Genomic DNA, 20,875 nt, shown 5'->3' with positions numbered 1-20,875 from the left:
GGCCCCGCCCTGCCCGCGCCACCCCGCGGGGTGGCCGTCGGGCCGGCTCGGGTAGGACCGGCTCATGCAGCGGCGGGAGCGCGACGGGGACGCTGCCGTGCCGTGGGGGCAGGCGCGGGCCGCAGGCGGACTCATCGCGGGCGACCTGCGCCGCCTGGACCTGGCGCAGGTCGACCTGCTCGCGGCGGTGCGCGCGGCGGCCGGGGTGCTCGTCGTCCTGGTCGTCGGCCTGCTCGCCGGGTCGCCCGCCTCCGCGGTCAGCGCGGCCGCGGGGGCGTTCTCGGTGGGGATCGCGTCCTTCCAGGGGGTGTACGCCACGCGCGTGCGGGCGACCCTGCTGACCAGCGCGGGAATGGCCGTCAGCACGCTCGTCGGCGCCACGGCCGTGCGCTCGGAGTGGCTCGCGGTCCCGGTCACCGCCCTGTGGGCGTTCGCTGCCGGGCTGGCCGTCGCGCTCGGCCCGGCCGCGACGGTGATCGGCCTGCAGTGCGGTGTCGCTCTGCTCATCGCCGGCGACTACCCGATGACCACCTCCGAGGCCGTCAGCCGCGCCGCGCTGGTGGGCCTGGGCGGGCTCGTCCAGACCACGCTCGTCGTCCTCGTGTGGCCGCTGCGGATGTACGGCGCCGAGCGCGCGTCGGTGGCCGCGGCCTACCGGGCCCTCGCGGCGTACGCCGACGACAGCACGCACTCGGCCGAGCCGCTGCTGCCCGACGTGGCGACCCTGCAGCAGGCGTCCGTCACCGTCGGGGACACCAACCCCTTCGCCCGCGACCTGACCCGGGCCCGGTTCCGCGCGCTGGTCGACCTCGCCGAGCGCGTCCGCAGCGAGCTCACGGCCCTCAGCCTCGCCCGGCGCAGGGCGGTGGCCGAGGGCCGGTACGGCGAGGCCGGGCGGGCCGACCTCGGCCTGCACGCCGCCGCGGACCGGCTGCGCCGGCTGGCGGACGCGATCGACCCCGTCGCTGCGCGGCGCTCGTCGCGGCGCTGGCGACGAGCGGCGCCCGGAGGTGCGCAGCCGGCCGACGCCCCACTGGACCGGGTGGCCGACGCGGACGGGCTCCCGACCGGCGCCGGCGTCGCGCTGTCCGCGCTCGCCGGCCACCTGCGGGCGGCCGGGCGAACGGTGGAGCGGCTGCACGGCAACGAGCCGGCTGCGGGCTCACCCGAGCCCGCGTTCGCGCTGGCCGACTCCCGGCCCTCGCGGTCGGGCGCGCGGCCCGCGCTGATCGACGCCGAAGCCGTGCTCACGGTGCGCGCGAACCTGACCCTGCGCTCGGAGTCGTTCCGGCACGCGCTGCGACTGGCTGCCGTGCTCGCCGTCGCGAGCGTGCTCTACCGCATCGTGCCGCTGGAGCGGGGCTACTGGGTGGCGCTGACCGCCCTGGTCGTGCTCCGCCCGGACTTCACCACCACGTTGACCCGCGGCGTCAGCCGGACGGCCGGCACCGCCGTCGGGGCCGCAGCCGCCACCCTGCTCGCGGCGGAGCTGCGCCCCGGCCAGGCCGTGCTCGCGGGGCTCGTCGCCGGGTGCGCGCTGGCGGCGTACACGTTCTTCCAGGCCAGCCAGCCGGCGTTCGCGACCTTCCTCACCGGCTACATCGTCTTCCTGCTCGCCCTCGTGGGGCTGCCGAGCGCGGGCGCGGGCTGGGACCGGCTGGTCGACACGGCCGTCGGGGGGCTGCTGGCGCTCGTCGCCTACCTCGCGTGGCCGACCTGGGAGGGCCACCGCGTCGCCGACAAGCTCGCGGACGTCCTCGAGGCCCAGGGACGCTACGGCCGGCAGGTCCTCTCGGCGTACGCGGCGCCGGTCGGGCGCGGGGTCGCCCCGCTGCGCACCGGCCTTGTCGCCGCTCGGCTGGCCCGTACCGAGGCGGAGGCCTCGGTGGACCGGCTGGTGACCGAGCCGGCCCGCGAGCGGTTCCCGGCGGCGGCGGCCAGCGCGGCGGTCGCAGCCGTGCAGCGGTACGCCCAGGCGGTGCTCGCGCTGCACGCGCGGCTCGGCGACGCCCAGCGCCACGAGCCGGTGGTGGAGGCGGAGGCACTGGGCGAGCAGCTGGAGGCGGTCCTCGGCGAGCTGGCAGCGACACTGCGGGAGGGCACGGTGACGCGGGTGACGCTCGACCGGCTGCGGACGGCGGCTGCCGGCCTCGAGCGCGCGGTCGTCGACCGGCCCGAGCGCGCCCTGCTCACGGTCGAGGTCGAGGAGGTGGTGGAGGCCGTCGAGGCCGTCGCGCACGCGGTGGCGCAGGCCTCCTGAGACTCACGTCCCCGGTTGTGCACGCGCGGCGTGCCGCCGCGCGGCGAGCTGCGCCGCGCCTCCTGCCGCGAGGACCGCGGCCGGCATCCACAGGGCCTCCACCGCCGCGACCGCGGCGACGGGGGCGTACACGAGCGGGAGGAGCGACGACCTGCGAGCAGACGACATCACGGTCTCCTACGACGGTTGTGCGTGGTGGGGCGAGGGCGGGCGGGGCCGGGCGCCGAGGAGCGACGGCCGGCCCCACCGCCCGCGGGTCAGGTGAGGATGTCCTTGACCTTCTGCACGATGCCGCCACCGGTCGACGGGGTGCCGTAGTACTGCGGAGGCGTCGGCGGGAGAACCGGCTCCGGAGCCATCGGCTGCGGGTTGTCGACGTACGTGAACGTGCCCTTGCCGTCCGGCGTCGGGCCGGAGGCCCAGCGGCCCTCGCTCGACTGCGAGCCCTCGGAGAAGTTGAACAGCGTGTAGGCGAACTCGTTGTTCTGGTCCGACTCGGGGAAGTTGCTCGGCGAGGGCAGGCCCTCCAGGCCGTCCGCCTTGAGCTCCTCGCACGCGGCGAGCCACTGGTTCTGGTGCATGGTGTCGCGGGCGATGTTGAACTTCAGCATCTCCCGGACGCCGGAGTCGTCGGTCATGTTGAAGACACGGGTGGCCTGCAGCCGGCCCTGCATCTCGACGGCCGCGTTGAGCGAGAAGTCGGCGAACAGGTTGCCGCTGGCGAGGATGTACTTGCCGCTCCACGCCTCACCCGCGCTGTCCGCGAGCGCCGGCCCGAGGCCGTTCACGATCTTGTGCTGCGGGTTGGTGCCGGAGATGATCGCCGCCGTCATCGGGTCCTTGGCGGCCTCGACGTACGCGTCCTCCGGGGCGCCCTCGAGCAGCCGGGCGATCATGGTCGCGATCATCTCGACATGGGCGAGCTCCTCGGTCGCCGTGTCGAGGATGAGGTCCTTGTACTTGCCCGGGACGCGGCAGTTCCAGCCCTGGAAGAGGTACTGCATCGCGACCGTCATCTCACCGACGGCGCCACCGAGCAGCTCCTGCAGGTGCTTGGCGAGCACCGGGTCGGGACGGTCGGGCTTGGCCTCGAACTGCAGACCCTTGTAGTGGAAGAACACCGCGAGCTCCTTGGGGTTCGGCAATCGCTGACGCTGTTGGTTCTGCTCGGCCGGTGTGACAGGCCCGTCGTCCCCCCGTCGTCCCCGCCGTCGCAGTGGGCGTCACAGCCGCGTGACGGGCTCGTCAAAGCCGCCGCCGAGCGTTCAGACGGCCTCCTTCGGGGGAGGACGCGCCCGTCGGCAGGACGTCGGCGACACCGGCAAAGCGCGGAGGAGAACATGTCGAACCGGCTCGGCACGGCCCCGGTCGCAGCGGGTGCGTCGATCAACGTGCTCGGCGGGTTCGCCCTCACGGCCGAGTGCGGGCCGGTCGCGGTGCCCGCGACCGCCGAGCGGCTGCTCGCCTACCTCGCGCTCGTCGGCAAGCCGGTGCGCCGCCAGCAGCTGGCCGGCGCGCTGTGGCTGGAGAGCCCCGACGACCGGGCCTCCGCAAGCCTGCGCTCGACGCTCTGGCGGCTGCCGGACCCCGTACGTCCCCTGATCAAGGCGGGCGCCACGCACGTGGCCCTCGCCGACGACGCCCACGTGGACCTGTGGCGCGCCGAGGCGTCGATCCGCCAGGTCGGCGCGGCCGGCGACCTGCCGGACGAGGACGCGCTCGGCCTGCTCGACCAGGACGTGCTGCCGGGCTGGGGCGACGACTGGGTCCTGCTCGAGCGGGAGCGACACCGGCAGCGACGGTTGCACGCTCTGGAGCGGCTGTGCGTGCTGCACCGGGACTCGGGGCGGTTCGACCTGGCCCTGCGCGCCGGGCTGGCGGCCGTCAGCGGTGAGCCGCTGCGCGAGAGCGCGCACCGCCGCGTCATCGAGGTCCATCTCGCCGAGGGCAACCCCGGCGAGGCGCTCCGCCAGTACGAGCTCTTCCGCCGGCTGGTGCGCAGCGAGCTTGGGCTGAGCCCCTCCCCTGCGATCCGCAGCCTGGTCGCGGGGCTGCTCGGCCGCCCCGCCGACGGGGGACGGTGAGGGCAGTGGTCGGCACCGAGCGTCGAGCCCCCGGCGCCGAGACGGGCTCCGTCCTGCTCATCCGCGCGTGGCTGGAGGACGTCCCCGACGGCGGGCGCCCGGCGATGTGGGTGTCCGACGCGCCCGTCGACGACGCCCCTCGCGACGAGGCGTCCCCCGTCGCGCAGCCGCGGCCGCGGGCCCGGCTGCTCGGGGTCGACGTCGAGGGCGAGCCGGCCGACACCTTCACGACCGCCGAGGGGGTCGACGAGATCTGCCGTGCGGTGCGCGCCTGGCTGACCGGGCTCTCCACGGGGGGCCGACCGCCCGATTGACGCGGTACGTCAGCTCCGGGTCGTGGCAGAGCCCGTCGTGGCAGAGCTCCCGGTCGTGGCAGAGGGCAGGACGCAGAGCTCGTTGCCGCCGGGGTCGCACAGCACGCCCCGGTCGGCGCCCTCGTGGCCATCGCGCAGCCGCAGCGCCCCCAGCCCCAGCAGGCGCTCGACCTCCTCGTCCTGGGTGCTACCGGAGGTCGGAACGAGGTCGAGGTGCATCCGGTTCCTCCCGGTCTTGGGGGCCACCGGCGGGCCTCCCCAGCCGATCTTCGGGCCGGCGGGCAGGAGCTTGACCGCCGTCTCCTCGTCCTGGCCCCACACGCGCGGCACGCCCAGGGCGTCGCGCCAGAAGTAGCCGACCGACGGCAGGCCGTCCGACGAGAGCGCCCCGAGCAGGCCGCAGTCGGCGAGGAACCCGTTGCCCGCCTCCGTGACGCGGAACTCGTTGCCCTCCGGGTCGGCGAGGACGACGTGGCCCTCCTCGGGACGCTGCCCCACGACGAGATGGGGAGCACCAGCGCGAGCGCGCGCTCCACCGTCCGTCGCTGCTCCTCCGGCAAGGCGCTCCTCAGGTCGACGGGCATCTGGTTGAGGCCGGCCTTGGGCAGCCGCGTCCGGGCGAACCGGATCCGCAGCCCGGTCTCGTCGCTCGGGACCAGGGCAGGCCCGTCCGTGTCCCGCTCGCCGTCGGCTCGGTCGCCGCGTCCCGGGAGGACCCGTTCCGCGAGGACCCGTTCCGCATGGCCCCAGCCCAGCACGCCCGCCCAGAAGCGGGCCAGCCCGGCCGGGTCATTGGCGCATCGATGACCAGCGCGTCGACCCCGAGAGCCATGTCCCGACGCTGGGCGAGCCGCTCCGCCCCCACGACGCCTTATCCGCCGGCTCCTCCCGCCCCCTCGGCGTGTGTGGATGTGGCACGCACGCGAACCTACGGGCACACTGCCGCATTCACCCGGACGACGTCCGCCGCAGTGCCGCACTCACCCCGGAACGCCCGCCACAGTGCCGCCTTCATCGCGATGAGGCCGGACGTGCGGACGCCCGAGGGCCCCGCCGCGGGTGCGACGGGGCCCTCGGCCGGAACGGCGAGCGTCAGCTCAGCTCGAAGATGCTGCGGTTGCCCGCGAGCGCCCCGACCGTGAGCCGGCCCTTGTCGTGCAGCAGGTACGTGGCGGGGTCCCCGACCAGCTGGAGCTGGTAGCCCTTCTTCGCGGGGATGCGGCGGAAGCTGGCCTGCCCGGCGTACGCGGACCCGCCCTCGAACGGGTCGATGCGCACCTCGCCGGTCGAGGTCACCCGGATGTACCGGTCCGGGTAGTTGACCGACTGGATCGACTCCGTCCCAGGGCCGGCGAAGCCGGTCACGAAGCGGAACTGCGTATCGCCCAGCGGCAGGTTGTCCGAGTCCTCCTCGACGCTGAGAACGTACGCGAAGTGACGCACGAACGTGTGCTTGTCGTCGGTGGGCGACAGCCTCACGATCGGCCCGCCCTTGCCGACCGGGACGCCGAAGAGCGGCATGCCGTCGCGGCTCCAGTAGAGCTTCTGCACCCGGGCGTGCCGGTTCGGGTCGTAGAGCGGGTCCGAGCCGATGTAGCCGGTGTAGTCGCGCGCGTGGTAGACGAGGACGTCGGTGCCGTCCTCGGTCACGGTGAACGAGTTGTGGCCCGGGCCGTACTGCTTGGTCTGCTCGTTCGTCACGAAGACGGGGTCGGGCGACTTGTGCCACGACAGCTCGTCGAGCAGGTCGGCGTCCTCGTCGGCCCAGAGCAGGCCCATCGCGTAGCGGTGGTCGGTCGCACTGGCGGAGTAGGTCATCCAGACGCGGCCGTTGCGGACGAGCACCGCGGCGCCCTCGTTGACCGCGAAGCCCTGCCGCTCCCACGCGAGCGTGGGGGTGGAGATGCGGCGCGGCTCGCCCTTGATCGCCCACGGGGAGGCCATCTCGGCGATGTAGAGGCTGGTGTTGACCGAGATCTCCGGCTCGGCCTGCGCCCAGACGTAGTAGCGCCTGCCCCTGTGCGTGAAGGTCGTCGCGTCGAGCTTGAACGACCCCCAGGGCGTCGTCACCTCGCGCGGCGTGCCCCAGCCCGCGGGGTCGCGCGGGTCCTCGAGGGTGGACTCGATGGCGTACATCTTGATCGCGAAGACGTTGCTGGAGTCACCGGCCGCGAAGTAGATGTACCAGCGGCCGTCGATCCGGTGCAGCTCCGGCGCCCAGATGTGACCACCCATCGTGCCCGTGGTGGGACGGCGCCAGACCACCGACTCCGGCGCGTCGGTGAGGCCTGCGATGGTCGATGCGCCCCGCACGACCAGGCGGTCGTACTCCGGCACGGAGCCCGTGAAGTAGTACATGCCGTTGGTCGGCATGGTGATGAACGGGTCGGCCCGGTTGAGGACGAGCGGGCTCGTCGTGGGTACGCCGTAGACCTCGGCGTCCGTCGGCAGCGGCGTGGCGGCGGTGGCGGAGTGCGCCGCGAGCGGCACGCCGCCGAGCAGCGTGACGCCGCCCAGGCCGAGCCCGCCGCGCAGCAGTGCGCGACGACTGATCTCGAAGCTCATGTCGGCTGCCCCTACTTCTTCGGGATGCGGATGAAGGTGACGGAGTTGGCGTCGAACGTCCGGTAGAACTGCGAGGGGACGTCGATCTGCGTCGTCACCGGCCGGATCGGCTGGGCAGAACGGGTGTTCTGCTGTCCCGGGTCACCGGAGATCACGGTCATGGTGGCCTTCTTGGCCACCTTGAGCTTGCCGAGGTCGATCTTCGTGACCGCGGGCGTGTTCTGCGCGTTGACGACCTTCACGATCGTGTCGCCCGTCGCGTCGTCGTGGGTGACGACCTGCGCGAAGGGCTCGACGACGGTGTTGTCGTCGAAGCTGAAGAACTCCTGGCCGTCCAGGGACAGCGTCACCTTGGTGCCGCGGACCGAGATCTTGACGTCGTAGGCCTTGTTCGTGGTGATCGAGTGGCCCTCACGCGCGACCAGGGTCTGCTTGGCCCCGCTCGTCGCCTTCTCGACCACGCTGCGGGTGTTGTTCCAGCCGCCGAGGTTCCACCAGTAGAAGTTGCCGGAGTCCTTGACGCCGAAGCCGACGAGGAAGCCCTCCGCGCCGGCGGTCTTGGTGGCTTTCAGCGTCACGTCGTAGTCCGTCGCGGTGAGCGCGGGACCGGCGACGAGGGTGTCCTCGGCGGTCGTGCTCGTCTGGACGAACTGCCCGTCGGTCACGCCCCACGTCCCGCGGTTGGCGAGCGGGCGCCAGCCGTCGGCGTTGCCGTCGTTGAAGTCGTCGGTGAACAGCGTCGTGCCGTCCGGCGCCGTCACCTTGACGTCGTCGTACTTCGCCGCCGTGCGCCAGGTGGACAGGCCGACGGCGCCGGTGATCGGGGTGGGCTGCATGACCTTGCCGCTCGCGGTCGACGGGATGACCCGGTCACCCACGTTGTTCATGAAGAGCTTCTGGACCTCGTAGGAGGTCGAGCCCCACGACTGGTGGTTGTCGAACCAGATCATGTCCGGGCGCCACTGCACGTTGTCCACGTTGGCCAGCAGCGGCGCGTACGACGCCAGCTTCACGATGTCGGCGTTGCGCTCGAGCCCGGTCATGAACGCCGCCTCGGACAGCGAGTTGAACAGCTTCGCGTCCTGCGAGGCGTACTCGCCGAGGAAGACCTTCGGCCCGTTGCGGTCGTAGGAGTCGTAACGGTCGTTGTTCTGGAGGAACCACGTCGGGCTGTTGTAGTAGTGCTCGTCGACCATCTCGACGTCGTTCGCCCGGTTCTGCGCCCAGTGCTGCTCGAACGTCGTCCCCTCGTCGTCCGGCCCGCTGTTGCTGATGACCGTGATGTTCGGGTACTTCGCCTTGATCGCGTCCCGGAACTGGACGAAGTTGGTGATGAACTGGGCCGGGAAGTTCTCCTCGTTGCCGACCCCGACGTGCGTCAGGTTGAAGGGCGCGGGGTGGCCCATGTCGGCGCGCAGCTTGCCCCAGGTCGAGGTGACCGGGCCGTTCGCGAACTCGATGAGGTCCAGCGTGTCCTGGATGTGGCGCTGCAGCTCGTTCTGCTCGTTGGCCCGGAAGCTCTGGCCGCAGCCGTTGAGCACGGCGGGGACGACGGGCAGCGGCATCGCGCCGATGTCCTCGGCGAAGGTGAAGTACTCGTAGTAGCCGAGACCGTAGGACTGGTTGTAGCCCCAGAAGTTGGCGTTGGTCGGGCGCTGCTCGACCGGGCCGACCGTCTCCTTCCACTGGTACGACCGCGCTCGGGGGAAGTTGTTCGCGGCGGTGTAGGCCCGGTGGCTGTTGACGTTGACGATGCAGCCGCCGGGGAAGCGCACGAAGCCGGGGTTGAGGTCGGCGATCTTCTGCGCCAGGTCCTTGCGCAGCGTCGACAGGCCGTTCTTGCCGACCCACCGGTCCCGCGGCATGAGCGAGACCATGTCCAGGCCCATCACGGACGCGGCGCCGCCGGTGACGGCGAGCCGCGCGTCGGTGACGGTGGCGTCGGAGGTGAGGGTGAGCTTGTACTGCTTCCAGGCGTCGGAGCCGTCCACCGCCACGGTGCCGCTGGCGTACGTCACCGATCCGTTGGCGTCGGTCAGCGCGAAGGTGACCGTCTGCGCGGTGGTCGTGCGCGCCCACACGGACGCGTCGTACGTCGCGCCGGCCTTCAGGGCGAAGCCGGTGTTGTAGCCGATGTTGCGGACGCCGTCGCCGGGCCCGTCGCTCGTCAGGCGCAGGTGGTTGCGGTTGTTCTCGTTGAGCCGTGTCGCGTCGTTGACGACCTGCGCCGTCGGCGCCGCCCCGCCGCCGTTGACGACCTGCCACGCCGTCATCCCGTTGAAGCCGCTGGCGTCGGTGGAGTTGAACTCGAACGACCGGTTGCGCACGAGCTCGGCGTAGAGGCCGCCGTCCGCGGCGTAGTTGATGTCCTCGAAGAAGACGCCGTACATCGTGTCGTCGATGACGGCGCCCTGAGCGCGGTCGTCGACGGTGATGGTGTAGTCGGGGACGGGCTTGGCCGCGCCGGCATCGGCCGCCATGCCCAAGGGCACGACGAGCAGAGCGGCTGCTGCCAGGCCCTTCATTGCACCTGGTCGGGACATGCATGTCTCCTCGGATAAGGAAGAACGCAAGGGCGACGGGAGAACCCCCGCGAGGTCACAGACGACGGGACGGGGACGCGGGCGAGGCCGCACAGCACTGGCGGGGATGGCGTCCACGGCGTTTGTGAGCGATAACACGAGTAGTTTCGACGCGGCTCCCCGAGCCGTCAAGAGGCGTCGATAACGGTTCGGTAGCGCGTTTCCTCGCCCCGACCGGCCCTTCGTCCCGCCCGGACGCACTAGCGCCCGGGTGCTCGCAAGCACCCGGGCGCTGCCGGCTCCGCCGTGAGGTGGCGTCCGTGCGGTACGGGGGGCGGGCTGCCTCTCGCGCAGCCCGCCGCTGTGGTTCAGCTGCTCGGTGATCGCCGGGCGAAGACCAGACGCTGCAGCAGGATGAAGGCGAAGAGGAGCAGGCCGATGGTGATGCGGGTGAAGTACGACTCGAGGTTCGCGAACGTGATGATGGTCTGGATCAGGCCGAGCACCAGCACGCCGATCACGGAGCCGAGCACGAAGCCGGAGCCGCCGACGAGCAGCGTGCCGCCGATGACGACCGCGGCGATGGCGTCGAGCTCGAGCCCGATGGCGGTGTTCGGGGAGCCGGACAGGGCGTAGAACGAGAAGAGGATGCCGCCGAGCGCGGCGCAGAAGCCGCTGATCGTGTAGACCGCGATCGTGGTGCGCGCGATGGGCAGGCCCATCAGCAGAGCGGACTGCTTGTTGCCGCCCAAGGCGTAGACGTTGCGGCCGAGCCGGGTGTAGTGCAGCACCATGTAGGCGATGAGCACGGCCGCCAGTGCGACGAGGACGCTGTAGGTGATGACGACTCCCCCGCCCAGCGGGATGGTCTCGAGCCCGATGTCGCTGTAGAGCCCGTCGGTGATCGACTGGGAGTCGGTGCTGATCACGTAGCACAGCCCGCGGGCCAGGAACATGCCCGCCAGCGTCACGATGAACGGCTGGATCTCGTAGTAGTGGATGACCGCGCCCATCGCGGCACCGAGGGTGCAGCCGATGAGCAGCACGACGGGGATCACCACCGGCGCCGACCATCCACGGTCCTCGAGCAGGGTCGCCGCGACCATCGTCGAGAGCGCCGCCACCGCGCCCACCGAGAGGTCGATGCCGCCGGTGAGGATCACGAAGGTCATGCCGACGGCGATGACCATGAGGTACGAGTTGTCGATGAAGAGGTTGGCCACGCCCTGGCCGCTGGCGAAGCCCTCGTACTGGAAGGTCCCGAAGAGGTACATGAGGACGAGCAGGGCCAACGTGGCCAGGACGGGCACGTAGCGCTGGGAGAACCGCGGGCCCGAGACCCCGGCCGGCCGCTTGTCCAGGACGGCGGTGCTCATGCGGGGACCCTCACGTGCTGCTCCTTGGAGGCAGGGGCGGACGGTGGCGCGCTCGGGCGATGCCGGCGCCTGAACACCTTCGCCCGGAACGCCGGGGACTGGATGAGGCACATCGCGAAGACGACGAAAGCCTTGAACAGCAGCGTCGCGTTCGGGTTGATGCCGATGGTGAGGATGGTCGTGGTCAGCGTCTGGATCGTCAGCGCGCCGATGAGGGTGCCGACGAGGAAGTAGCGCCCGCCGATGAGGGCCGTGCCTCCGATGACCACCGCGAGGATCGCGTCCAGCTCGTAGAAGAGGCCGGTGTTGTTGGCGTCGGCGCTGGAGACGTTCGAGCTGATCATCAGCCCGGCGAGGCCGGCACAGAACCCCGAGAACACGTACGCGAGGAGGATGAGCCCGCGGGAGCGGATGCCGGCCAGCCGGCTGGCCTCCGCGTTGCCGCCGACCGACTCGATGAGCATGCCGAGGGCGGACTTGCGGCTGATGACGGCGGCGAACACGAGCACGGCGATCGCCAGGAAGATCGCGAACGGCAGGGCGAGCTTGTAGCCGCCGCCGATGAGCTTGTACGCCGGGCTGTTCACCGTGATGATCTGGCCGTCGGTGATCCACTGCGCCACGCCACGCCCCGCGACCATGAGGATCAGCGTGGCGATGATGGGTTGGATCCCGACCACCGCGACGAGGATGCCGTTCCACAACCCGAGAAGTGTGCAGAACCCGAGGGCCATGGCCACGGCGGTGAGCACGCCCACCGTACTGTCCTGATTGCCCAGGCCGGCGATGTGGTGGGTGGCGACCGCGCCCGAGATGGCCATGACCGCCCCCACGGAGAGGTCGATGCCACCGGTCGCGATGACGAAGGTCATCCCGACCGCCACGATCAGCAGCGGTGCGCCGTTGCGGACGATGTCGATGAGGCTGCCGTAGAGGTGGCCGTCCTGCATGCGCAGGTTGAAGAACGTCGGGGTGAAGAAGACGTTGCTCACCAGGAGCACGAGCAGGAGCGCCAGCGGGTAGAAGAGCCGGTGCCGGGTGATGCTCATGCGCTCACCTCCTGCCGGTTGTCGCCGGCGATCGTCTCGACGATCTTCTCCACGGTGACTCCCTCTTCGTTGGCGAGCTCCGCGATGATGCGGCGGTCGCGGAGCACCTCCACCTTGTGGCTGAGGCGGAGCACCTCCTCGAGCTCTGCGGAGATGAAGAGCACGGACATGCCCTCCTCCGACAGCGACACGACGAGCTTCTGGATCTGCGCCTTGGCCCCGACGTCGATGCCGCGCGTCGGCTCGTCGAGGATCAGCAGCTTGGGGCGGGTGATGAGCCAGCGGGCCAGGAGCACCTTCTGCTGGTTGCCGCCGCTGAGGTTGCGGACCTGCTGCTCGGGGTTGGCCGGACGGATGTCCAGCGCCTTGATGTACTCGTCGACCAGCTCGTCCTGCCGCTTGCGGGCGATCGGCCGGGTCCAGCCGCGCGCCGCCTGCAGCGCGAGGATGATGTTCTCGCGGACGGTGAGCTCCCCGACCAGCCCCTCGGTCCGGCGGTTCTCCGAGGTGAAGGCGATGCCGTGGCTGGTGGCCGCGCGCGGGGTGCGCAGGTGAACGGGCTTGCCCTCGATCTGCAGCTGCCCGCTGTCGGCCCGGTCGGCACCGAACATCAGCCGGGCGACCTCGGTGCGCCCGGAGCCGAGCAGCCCGGCGAGGCCGACGACCTCGCCGGGGTAGATCGACAGGTCGAACGGCTCGACCATGCCCTTCTTGCCCACGCCCTTGGCCTCGATGACCGGGGTGGCCTTCTCCAGGGTGTTGAGCGACCGGTTGCCCTCCGTCTCGAGCGCCTCGAGCGTGGCCAGGTCACGGCCGATCATCTTGGAGACCAGCTCCACCTGCGGGAGGTCGCGGGTCATCCACTCCCCGACCAGCTGCCCGTTGCGCAGGACCGTCATCCGGTCGGTGATCTCGTAGATCTGCTCGAGGAAGTGCGAGACGAAGACGATCGCGAGCCCCTCGGACTTGAGCTGGCGCATGACCCGGAAGAGCTGCTGCACCTCGCTCTGGTCCAGGCTCGAGGTCGGCTCGTCCAGGATGAGGACGCGGGCGGAGACGTCGACCGCTCGGGCGATGGCCACCATCTGCTGGATCGCCAGCGAGTAGCTGCCCAGCGGCTGGGAGACGTCGATGTGGAGGTCGACGCGGGCGAGCGCCTCCTTGGCCCGCCGCCGCATCTGCCCCCAGTTGATCGCCCCCAGCCGTCGCGGCTCGCGCCCGATGAAGATGTTCTCCGCGACGGAGAGGTTCGTGCAGAGGTTGACCTCTTGGTAGACCGTGCTCACACCGGCCTGCTGGGCCTGGAGCGGGCTGGAGAACAGCACGGGCTCGCCGCCGAGCCGGATCTCGCCGCCGTCGATGGTGTAGACGCCGGTGAGCACCTTGATGAGCGTTGACTTGCCGGCCCCGTTCTCGCCCATGAGCGCGTGCACCTCGCCGGGGAACAGGCGCAGGTCGACACCGTCAAGAGCCTTGACGCCGGGGAACTCCTTGCGGATGCCGGTCATCTGCACCACAGGACCGGTTGTGGCAGACGCCATGGGACTGGGACCTCTCTTCGTCACTGTGCTCGCGGGCACGGGGCCGCCCCTGGGATGGGAGCGGCCCCGTGCCTCCTGCTTCGCCGAGATCAGTACCGCCGGTGGAACCGGAGCTGTCAGTACTGACGCGTGGGGAGCGCGGCCTTCGCCTGCTCCTGGGTGAACGTGGTCTCCTCGGTCTCGATCCGGGTGGGGATCTCCTCACCGGCGACGACCTTCTTCACGGCGTCCATCAGCTGTGGGCCGAGGAGCGGGTTGCACTCGACGATGAAGTTGATCTTGCCGTCGGCGAGCGCCTGCATGCCGTCCTTGACGGCGTCCACGGTGATGATCTTGATGTCCTCGCCCGGCTTGAGGCCGGCGGCCTCGATCGCCTCGATGGCGCCCAGGCCCATGTCGTCGTTGTGCGCGTAGAGCACGTCGATGTCCTTGTGGGCCTGCAGGAAGGCCTCCATGACCTGCTTGCCGCCCGCGCGGGTGAAGTCGCCGGTCTGCGAGGCGATCATCTTGAACTTCGACTCGCCGGCGATGGCGTCGGCGAAGCCCTGCTGCCGGTCGATGGCAGGAGCGGCACCCGTCGTGCCCTGCAGCTCGACGATGTTGACCGGGCCCGGCTCGTCGGCGTACTCCTCGACCAGCCACTCGCCGGCCTTCTTGCCCTCGAGCACGAAGTCCGAGCCGAGGAAGGTCTTGTAGAGGCTGGTGTCCTCCGAGTCGACCGCACGGTCGGTGAGGATGACGGGGATGTCGGCGCGCTTGGCCTCGTTGAGCACCGCGTCCCAGCCGGACTCGATGACCGGCGAGAAGGCGATGACGTCGACCTTCTGCTGGATGAACGAGCGGATGGCGCGGATCTGGTTCTCCTGCTTCTGCTGCGCGTCGGAGAACTGCAGCTCGATCCCGGCCTCCTCGGCCGACTTCTTGATCGAGTCGGTGTTGGCCGTACGCCAGCCACTCTCCGCACCGACCTGTGCGAAGCCGAGGGTGATCTGCTCACTCCCGCCACCGCCGCCGCCCGCGGCCGAGCTCGAGCCCGGGGAAGCGGCGTTGTCCGAGTCGTCGTCGCCGCACCCGGCCAGCAGCAGTGCCGCGGCGCTGGCGAAGGCGACGAGAGATGCCTTCTTGAACACGTAGAACTCCTTCTCTGCAGTCCACGGTCGGCATGACCGGGGTGTAGCTAGGCGGAAAGCTCGCACCACGGCGACGCAGGGATGTCGAAGCGATGGCTCGACACCTGAGGGCCACCACGAACGGCGGCGGACGTCGGGAAGGGGTGCCGCGTCGCGATGGGCGACCGTCCACGGACCGACGACGGCGGCCGTCCGGCGGCCTGCCCCGTCCTCTTCGGCATCTTTGCCAAAGCGCTTCTCCCCGCAACGTTCGAGGCAACCGGCCCACCCACGGGAGGACCGCGCCACTTCGATGTGAACGCTAACTTTCGCGATCAGTCTGTTCCCGCTTCCCAAGCCCGTCAAGGGGTCTTGGTAACGGTTCCATAGCGATGACGGACCCGTGTCTTCCGAACGCGAAAGAGCATGCCGCACCACCCCGCGCTTCACAAGCACGAGGTGACTTCAGAGCCGTAAGAATCTGCCGAACGGAGCTACCTGAGGACACCCCTGTCCGATATGTCAGCAATGAGGCGGTGCGCGGGTAGGTGGCAGGCCCCCGCCCGCCGGTCGCACACCCGTCGCCCGCCCTCGGCGCCGGCCGGGGAGCGGCCGGCGCCTGGGTCGCGTACGCCCTCAGAAGCCGCGGGCCAGCCGGTGGTACGCGGCGTTCCAGCGCAGCTCCTTGGCGAGGCCGCGCACGGTCGTGTCGGCGTCGATCAGGACCAGCTCCGTGGACACCATGTCGGCGAAATCGGCGAGCGCCTCGACCTCGACGGCGGAGCTCATGACCGTGTGGTGCGGGCCGCCGGCGGTCAGCCAGGCCTCGGTCGAGGTCCGCAGGCTTGGCCGCGGCTTCCACACCGCCCGGGCGACGGGCAGCTTGGGGAGCGGCTCGTCCGGCGGCACCACGTCGATCTCGTTGGCGACGAGCCGGAACCGGTCGCCCAGGTCGCTCCACCCGACGACGAACGCCGGCCCGGTGGCGGCGTCGAACACGAGGCGGACCGGGTCCTCCCGTCCGCCGATGCCCAGCGGGTGGATCTGGCAGCTGGGCTTGGCCGCGGAGATCGTGGGGCAGACCTCGAGCATGTGCGCGCCGAGGATCTTCGGCTCGCCCGGCCCCAGGTGGTACGTGTAGTCCTCCATGAAGGACGTGCCGCCGGGCAGCCCATCCCCCATGACCTTGAGGATGCGCACCAGCGCCGAGGTCTTCCAGTCGCCCTCGCCGCCGAAGCCGTAGCCGTCGGCCATTAGGCGCTGCACGGCGATGCCCGGCAGCTGGCGCAGACCGCCGAGGTCCTCGAAGTTGGACGTGAAGGCGCGGAAGCCGCCCTCCTCCAGGAACGAGCGCAGCCCCAGCTCGATGCGGGCGGCATAGCGCAGCGAGTCGCGGCGCTCCCCGCCCGGGCGCAGCTCGGCGACGACGTCGTACGCCTCGTCGTACTCCGCCGCGAGCGCGTCGACCGCGTCGTCGGCCATGCCGTCCACCCGCTCGACGAGGTCGTTGACCCCGTACGTGTTGACGGAGACGCCGAAGCGGATCTGCGCCTCGACCTTGTCCCCCTCGGTGACGGCGACGTCGCGCATGTTGTCGCCGAACCGCGCGAGCTTGAGGGTGCGCGCCTCCTGCCGGCCGCGCGCCGCCCGCGCCCACGTCGCAACCCGCTCGGCCACGGCCGGGTCCGAGGCGTGGCCGGCGACGGTCGTGCGCGTCACGCCCATGCGGCTCTCGATGTAGGCGTACTCGCGGTCGCCGTGCGCGGCCTGGTTGAGGTTCATGAAGTCCATGTCGATCTCGGCCCAGGGCAGCGAGACGTTGGACTGGGTGTGCAGGTGCAGCAGCGGCTTCTGCAGCGCGTCGAGCCCAGCGATCCACATCTTCGCCGGGGAGAAGGTGTGCATCCAGGTGATGACGCCGATGCAGGAGTCCGTCGCGGAGGCGTCCAGGCAGACCCGGCGGATCGCGTCCGCGGTGGTGAGCACCGGCTTCCAGACGATGCGGACGGGGACCTGCTTCGCACTCGCGAGCGTCTGGCAGATCTCCTCCGACTGAGCGGCGACCTGGCGCAGCGTGTCGTCGCCGTAGAGCGATTGACTGCCGGTGAGGAACCAGACCTCGTATCCCTCGAATGCCGACACCGTCATTGTGTTGGTCCTTTCACCTGCAGGGAGTCGCTTGTCGGCCGCCCGCGCCGCGGGCACTCCGGCTCAGCGCTGGCCGTAGACGTTCTGGTAGCGGTCGTAGAGGCGGTCGATGTCCTGTCGGGCGATGGGCAGCGGCTCACCCAGCTGGCGGGACACGTGCACGGTGCGGGCGACGTCCTCGCACATCACCGCGGCCTTCACCGCGGCGCGCGCGTTCTTGCCGATGGTGAAGACGCCGTGGTTCTGCATGAGCACCGCCGGCGACCGCGACCCGCGCAGCGTCTCCACGATCCCGCGGCCGATGCTGTCGTCGCCGATCAGGGCGAACGGCCCGATCGGGATCGGCCCGCCGAACTCGTCGGCCATCGCCGTGAGGACGCAGGGGATGGGCTCGGCGCGCGCGGCCCACGCCGACGCGTAGGTGGAGTGCGTGTGGACGACCCCGCCGACCTCCGGCATCGCCCGGTAGACGTAGGCGTGGGCGGCCGTGTCGCTCGACGGCGAGTGGCCGCCCTCGATGACGTTGCCGTCCAGGTCGCAGAGGATCATGTTGTCCGGCGCCAGCTCGTCGTAGTCGACCCCGCTGGGCTTGATGACGAACAGGTCCTCGCCCGGCACCCGCCCGGAGACGTTGCCCGCGGTCCACGCGACGAGGCTGTAGCGGACCAGCTCGGAGTGGAGCCGCGCGACGTCCGCCCGCACGGCCTGCACGGCCTCGCGCGAGGTCGCGGACAGCGAGGTGCTGCCGGCCAGGCTGTCGGTGGTCATCAGGCCCTCGCCTTCCGCTTGATGTCGCGCAGCCGGTGCATGACCTCGTTCTCGCCGCGCCCGAAGTAGTCGTGCAGCCGCGAGTACTCGGCGTAGAGCGCGTCGTAGGCCTGCGCGCGCTCCTCGTCGGGGACGTACGCGGCCTCCTCCTTGCGACCCATCACCTGCGCCGCGGCGTGGATGTCGGGGTACGCCCCGGCGGCCACCGCGGCGTGGATCGCCGAGCCGAGGGCCGGCCCCTGGGCCGAGCCGAGCAGCGAGAGCGGGCGGCGCGTCACGTCGGCGTACATCTGCATGAGGAACGCGTTCTTCAGCAGGCCCCCCGCGACGACGAGCTCGGTGACCGGGACGCCGGCGGCCTCGAAGGACTCGATGATCTTGCGGGTGCCGAACGCGGTCGACTCCAGCAGCGCGCGGTAGACCTCCTCGGGCTTCGTGCCGAGGGTCAGCCCCACGACCAGGCCCGAGAGCTCGTGGTCGACGAGCACCGACCGGTTCCCGCTGTGCCAGTCGAGGGCGACGAGGCCGTGCTCGCCGACGGCCTGCTGCGCGGCCAGCTCGGTGAGGTACTGGTGAAGGTCGAGCCCGCGCTCGGCGGCGGCAGCGGCGTACGACTGCGGAACGCTGCTTCGCACGAACCAGGCGAAGATGTCGCCGACGCCGGACTGCCCCGCCTCGTAGCCCCACAGCCCGGGCGTGATGCCGTCCCGCACGACGCCGCACATGCCCGGGATCTCGCCGAGGGCGTCGCTGTTCATCACGTGGCACGTGGAGGTGCCCATCACGGCGAGCATCTGACCGGGGTCGACGGCCTTGGCCGCGGGCGCGGTCACGTGGGCGTCGACGTTGCCGACGGCGACCGGGATCCCCGCCGGCAGCCCGGTCCAGCCCGCCGCCTGCTCCGTGAGGCCCCCCGCCCGTGCCCCGAGCGGGGCGAGCGGCTGGTCGACCTTGGCCTCGAAGAAGTCGACGAAGCGCTCGTCGAGGGCCGCGAGGAACTCGCGCGAGGGGTAGGAGCCGTCCTGGTAGACCGCCTTGTAGCCGGCGGTGCAGGCGTTGCGGACGTAGGTGCCGCAGAGCTGCCAGATGATCCAGTCGGCCGCCTCGACCCAATGGGCCATCCGCTCGTAGACCTCCGGGTCCTCCTCCAGCAGCTGCAGCCCCTTGGCCAGCTCCCACTCGGAGGACAGCTTGCCGCCGTACCGGTTGATCCAGGGCTCGCCGCGCTCGTGCGCGAGCGCGTTGACCCGGTCGGCCTGGCCCTGGGCCGCATGGTGCTTCCAGAGCTTGACGTATGCGTGGGGACGGCCGCGCAGGTCGTCCAGCTCGCAGAGCGGGGTCCCGTCGGCCGTCGTCGGCAGCACCGTGCAGGCGGTGAAGTCGGTGGCGATGCCGATCACGTCGTCCGGGCTCACACCGCTCGCGGCGATCGCCTTGGGCACGGCGTCCTTGAGCACGTCGACGTAGTCCGAGGGCACCTGCAGCGCCCAGTCCGGGGGAAGGCGCTTCCCGGTGGCCGGCAACGCGTCCTCGACGACACCGTGCGTGTACTCGTGAACAGCGCTTCCGAGCTCGACACCGTCCGCGACCCGCACGACGACCGCACGGCCGGACAGCGTCCCGTAGTCCACCCCGATGACGACACGGCGGTCCTCGGCGGGCGTCCCCTGCGTCATCGGGAGCCTCCCGGCCGGGCTGCGGCCCCGTCTCGTCCCGGGCTCGTCCTGCCCTCCGTTGGGCGCTGCCACGGCATCGCTCCGCACTCCTTCCGGGCTCGACAGGAGCCCTCGTTCCGCGCGTCTCGTCCGACGCGAGTGATGTTAACGTTCACACCTTGGCCGTCAAGGGGGCGTGGCTAAATCGTGACCGTCCGGCGCCCGGCCGGCCGGGGACACCTGCTCGGGCAGCACCAGCCTGCGCCCGGTCCCGGGGACCGCCACGGTGGCGCGTCGCCGCGGCCGCGGCGTGGCCTCCGAGCTCTGCCGCACCACCAGCGTCGGGGGGAGCACCGCCGCGGCGGCCGTCGTCCCCGGCCCCTCCAACTGGCGGACGAGGGACCCGATGCTGTGCCGCCCGACACCGGCGAAGTCCTGCCGCACCGAGGTCAGCGGCGGGCTGTAGAAGGCCGCCTCCGGCACGTCGTCGTACCCGGCGACCAGGACGTCGTCCGGCACCCGGACCCCGGACTCGGAGAACGCGCGCAGCAGGCCGAGCGCCATGCGGTCGTTGGCCACGAAGACGGCCCGCACGTCGCGGCGACGGGCGAGGCTGAGCCCGGCCGCGTAGCCCGACGAAGGGCTCCAGGTGCCGGGCAGCGGCGCAGGCGGGTCGATCCCGGCCTCCGCGTGGGCGGCACTCCACCCGATCACGCGCTGCTGCGCCTCCACCCAGTCCGTCGGCCCCGCGACGTGCCAGACGGGCTCCCTGCCGCTCCGCTCGAGCAGGTGCCGCGTCACGTCGCCGGCCCCGGCCACCTGGTCGACGCTGACCGAGGCCACGCCGGACGAGGTCGCGCCCTCGACGAAGACCACCGGGACGTCGTCCCAGAGCCCGCGCAGCTCGGCCGCCGCCCCGAGCAGCGGGGCGAGGACGACGAGCCCCTCGACGGGCCCGTCCTCGAGCCAGCGCAGCGCCTCGCTCAGCGCATGCCGCTCGAAGCTGCTGACGGTGGCGACCCGCACGAAGTAGCCCGCTTCCTGGGCCGCCAGCTCGATCGCGTGCAGCGTGCTCGCCGGGCCGTAGAGGGTCGCCGGCATGGTGATGACCCCGAAGGTGCGCGACCGGCGCGTGACGAGCGCGCGTGCGGCCGAGTTGCGCCGGTAGCCGAGCTCCTCGATCGCGCTGAGGACACGGTCCCGCGTGTCCGTCCGGACAGCGGAAGCATCGTTCAGCACTCGGGAGACGGTCTGGTGCGAGACGCCCGCCCGGCGGGCGACGTCCCGCATGTTCGGCGGCCTGGGCCCCTGGCTCTCGGCCGGGCCGGGCGCAGCCCCGTCCGGCGCGGGCGCGCTCACGGCCTGCGCCCGTGGTGGCCGCGTCGTTGGAGGCCACGAGTTCGTCGCACGTCGACTCCTGTGTTCCTCGGCGGGTCGCGGCCGGAAAAGGTCGGCCGACGTCGCCGGAGTTCCTGTGAGCGCTC

General features: G+C 71.4%; 16 protein-coding genes and 1 pseudogene. 3 read left to right on the top strand and 14 right to left on the bottom strand.

Going from position 1 to position 20,875, the window contains the following annotated elements:
• Positions 1-64 precede the first annotated feature (64 nt).
• Positions 65-2,260 carry an FUSC family protein gene (locus G9H72_RS19590; RefSeq protein ID WP_166174309.1) on the top strand — a complete coding sequence of 732 codons (2,196 nt, stop codon included), beginning with the start codon at positions 65-67 and terminating at the stop codon, positions 2,258-2,260.
• Positions 2,261-2,263: 3 nt separating this feature from the next.
• Here G9H72_RS19590 and G9H72_RS19585 read toward each other — a convergent pair whose 3' ends face one another.
• On the bottom strand, positions 2,264-2,428 hold the full coding sequence (locus G9H72_RS19585) for a hypothetical protein (RefSeq protein ID WP_166174307.1): 165 nt from the start codon (positions 2,426-2,428) through the stop codon (positions 2,264-2,266).
• Positions 2,429-2,517: 89 nt separating this feature from the next.
• Positions 2,518-3,381: a manganese catalase family protein gene (locus G9H72_RS19580; protein ID WP_166174369.1), complete on the bottom strand. Its 864-nt coding sequence runs from the start codon at positions 3,379-3,381 to the stop codon at positions 2,518-2,520.
• Positions 3,382-3,600: 219 nt separating this feature from the next.
• Between G9H72_RS19580 and G9H72_RS19575 the strand changes: the two genes are divergently transcribed.
• Positions 3,601-4,344 carry an AfsR/SARP family transcriptional regulator gene (locus tag G9H72_RS19575; RefSeq protein WP_166174305.1) on the top strand — a complete coding sequence of 248 codons (744 nt, stop codon included), beginning with the start codon at positions 3,601-3,603 and terminating at the stop codon, positions 4,342-4,344.
• Between the two features lie 5 nt (positions 4,345-4,349).
• The gene (locus G9H72_RS19570) at positions 4,350-4,658 is read left to right on the top strand and encodes a hypothetical protein (RefSeq protein ID WP_166174303.1); all 309 of its coding nucleotides are present in this window, start codon (positions 4,350-4,352) and stop codon (positions 4,656-4,658) included.
• Between the two features lie 9 nt (positions 4,659-4,667).
• Here G9H72_RS19570 and G9H72_RS22050 read toward each other — a convergent pair whose 3' ends face one another.
• From G9H72_RS22050 to G9H72_RS19515, 12 genes and pseudogenes are all read right to left on the bottom strand, one after another.
• Positions 4,668-5,156, bottom strand: coding sequence for a VOC family protein (locus G9H72_RS22050; protein WP_331272438.1), 489 nt, complete (start codon positions 5,154-5,156; stop codon positions 4,668-4,670).
• 260 nt (positions 5,157-5,416) lie between these two features.
• Positions 5,417-5,596: pseudogene (locus tag G9H72_RS23525) on the bottom strand (hypothetical protein); the annotation flags it as partial.
• A gap of 154 nt (positions 5,597-5,750) precedes the next feature.
• A complete protein-coding gene (locus G9H72_RS19560) occupies positions 5,751-7,223 on the bottom strand; it encodes a family 43 glycosylhydrolase (RefSeq protein ID WP_166174301.1) in 1,473 nt (490 codons plus the stop codon).
• Positions 7,224-7,234: 11 nt separating this feature from the next.
• Entirely contained in the window at positions 7,235-9,766 is a 2,532-nt protein-coding gene (locus tag G9H72_RS19555; RefSeq protein WP_166174299.1) for an alpha-L-arabinofuranosidase C-terminal domain-containing protein, read from the bottom strand.
• Positions 9,767-10,113: 347 nt separating this feature from the next.
• Complete coding sequence (gene yjfF / locus G9H72_RS19550) at positions 10,114-11,121, bottom strand: galactofuranose ABC transporter, permease protein YjfF (protein WP_166174297.1); 1,008 nt, start codon at positions 11,119-11,121, stop codon at positions 10,114-10,116.
• Positions 11,118-12,170 (bottom strand): ABC transporter permease, encoded by a 1,053-nt coding sequence (locus G9H72_RS19545; RefSeq protein WP_166174295.1) that lies wholly within the window; start codon positions 12,168-12,170, stop codon positions 11,118-11,120. The genes yjfF and G9H72_RS19545 overlap by 4 nt, the downstream gene beginning before the upstream one ends.
• Entirely contained in the window at positions 12,167-13,711 is a 1,545-nt protein-coding gene (locus G9H72_RS19540; protein WP_231127550.1) for a sugar ABC transporter ATP-binding protein, read from the bottom strand. The genes G9H72_RS19545 and G9H72_RS19540 overlap by 4 nt, the downstream gene beginning before the upstream one ends.
• 116 nt (positions 13,712-13,827) lie before the next feature.
• Positions 13,828-14,841: an ABC transporter substrate-binding protein gene (locus G9H72_RS19535; RefSeq protein WP_331272437.1), complete on the bottom strand. Its 1,014-nt coding sequence runs from the start codon at positions 14,839-14,841 to the stop codon at positions 13,828-13,830.
• 615 nt (positions 14,842-15,456) lie between these two features.
• On the bottom strand, positions 15,457-16,968 hold the full coding sequence (gene araA, locus G9H72_RS19530) for an L-arabinose isomerase (RefSeq protein WP_166174293.1): 1,512 nt from the start codon (positions 16,966-16,968) through the stop codon (positions 15,457-15,459).
• A 63-nt stretch (positions 16,969-17,031) separates the two neighbouring features.
• Positions 17,032-17,736, bottom strand: a complete 705-nt coding sequence (locus tag G9H72_RS19525; protein WP_166174291.1) for an L-ribulose-5-phosphate 4-epimerase — start codon at positions 17,734-17,736, stop codon at positions 17,032-17,034.
• Complete coding sequence (gene araB, locus G9H72_RS19520; protein WP_166174289.1) at positions 17,736-19,412, bottom strand: ribulokinase; 1,677 nt, start codon at positions 19,410-19,412, stop codon at positions 17,736-17,738. Before araB ends, G9H72_RS19525 begins: the two co-directional genes overlap by 1 nt.
• A gap of 165 nt (positions 19,413-19,577) precedes the next feature.
• Positions 19,578-20,681, bottom strand: coding sequence for a LacI family DNA-binding transcriptional regulator (locus G9H72_RS19515; RefSeq protein WP_166174287.1), 1,104 nt, complete (start codon positions 20,679-20,681; stop codon positions 19,578-19,580).
• Positions 20,682-20,875: the final 194 nt, after the last annotated feature.

Origin of the sequence: Motilibacter aurantiacus, assembly GCF_011250645.1 — a bacterium.
GTDB classification, from domain to species: Bacteria; Actinomycetota; Actinomycetes; order Motilibacterales; family Motilibacteraceae; genus Motilibacter_A; species Motilibacter_A aurantiacus.
This window is presented reverse-complemented; position numbering and strand designations above follow the sequence as displayed.

Coding starts and splice junctions, on each gene's coding strand:
- G9H72_RS19590 (WP_166174309.1), top strand. CDS start 65: ATGCAGCGGCGGGAGCGCGACGGGGACGCTGCCGTGCCGTGGGGGCAG.
- G9H72_RS19585 (WP_166174307.1), bottom strand. CDS start 2,428: ATGTCGTCTGCTCGCAGGTCGTCGCTCCTCCCGCTCGTGTACGCCCCC.
- G9H72_RS19575 (WP_166174305.1), top strand. CDS start 3,601: ATGTCGAACCGGCTCGGCACGGCCCCGGTCGCAGCGGGTGCGTCGATC.
- G9H72_RS19560 (WP_166174301.1), bottom strand. CDS start 7,223: ATGAGCTTCGAGATCAGTCGTCGCGCACTGCTGCGCGGCGGGCTCGGC.
- G9H72_RS19555 (WP_166174299.1), bottom strand. CDS start 9,766: ATGTCCCGACCAGGTGCAATGAAGGGCCTGGCAGCAGCCGCTCTGCTC.
- yjfF (WP_166174297.1), bottom strand. CDS start 11,121: ATGAGCACCGCCGTCCTGGACAAGCGGCCGGCCGGGGTCTCGGGCCCG.
- G9H72_RS19545 (WP_166174295.1), bottom strand. CDS start 12,170: ATGAGCATCACCCGGCACCGGCTCTTCTACCCGCTGGCGCTCCTGCTC.
- G9H72_RS19540 (WP_231127550.1), bottom strand. CDS start 13,711: ATGGCGTCTGCCACAACCGGTCCTGTGGTGCAGATGACCGGCATCCGC.
- araA (WP_166174293.1), bottom strand. CDS start 16,968: ATGACGGTGTCGGCATTCGAGGGATACGAGGTCTGGTTCCTCACCGGC.
- G9H72_RS19525 (WP_166174291.1), bottom strand. CDS start 17,736: ATGACCACCGACAGCCTGGCCGGCAGCACCTCGCTGTCCGCGACCTCG.
- araB (WP_166174289.1), bottom strand. CDS start 19,412: ATGACGCAGGGGACGCCCGCCGAGGACCGCCGTGTCGTCATCGGGGTG.
- G9H72_RS19515 (WP_166174287.1), bottom strand. CDS start 20,681: ATGCGGGACGTCGCCCGCCGGGCGGGCGTCTCGCACCAGACCGTCTCC.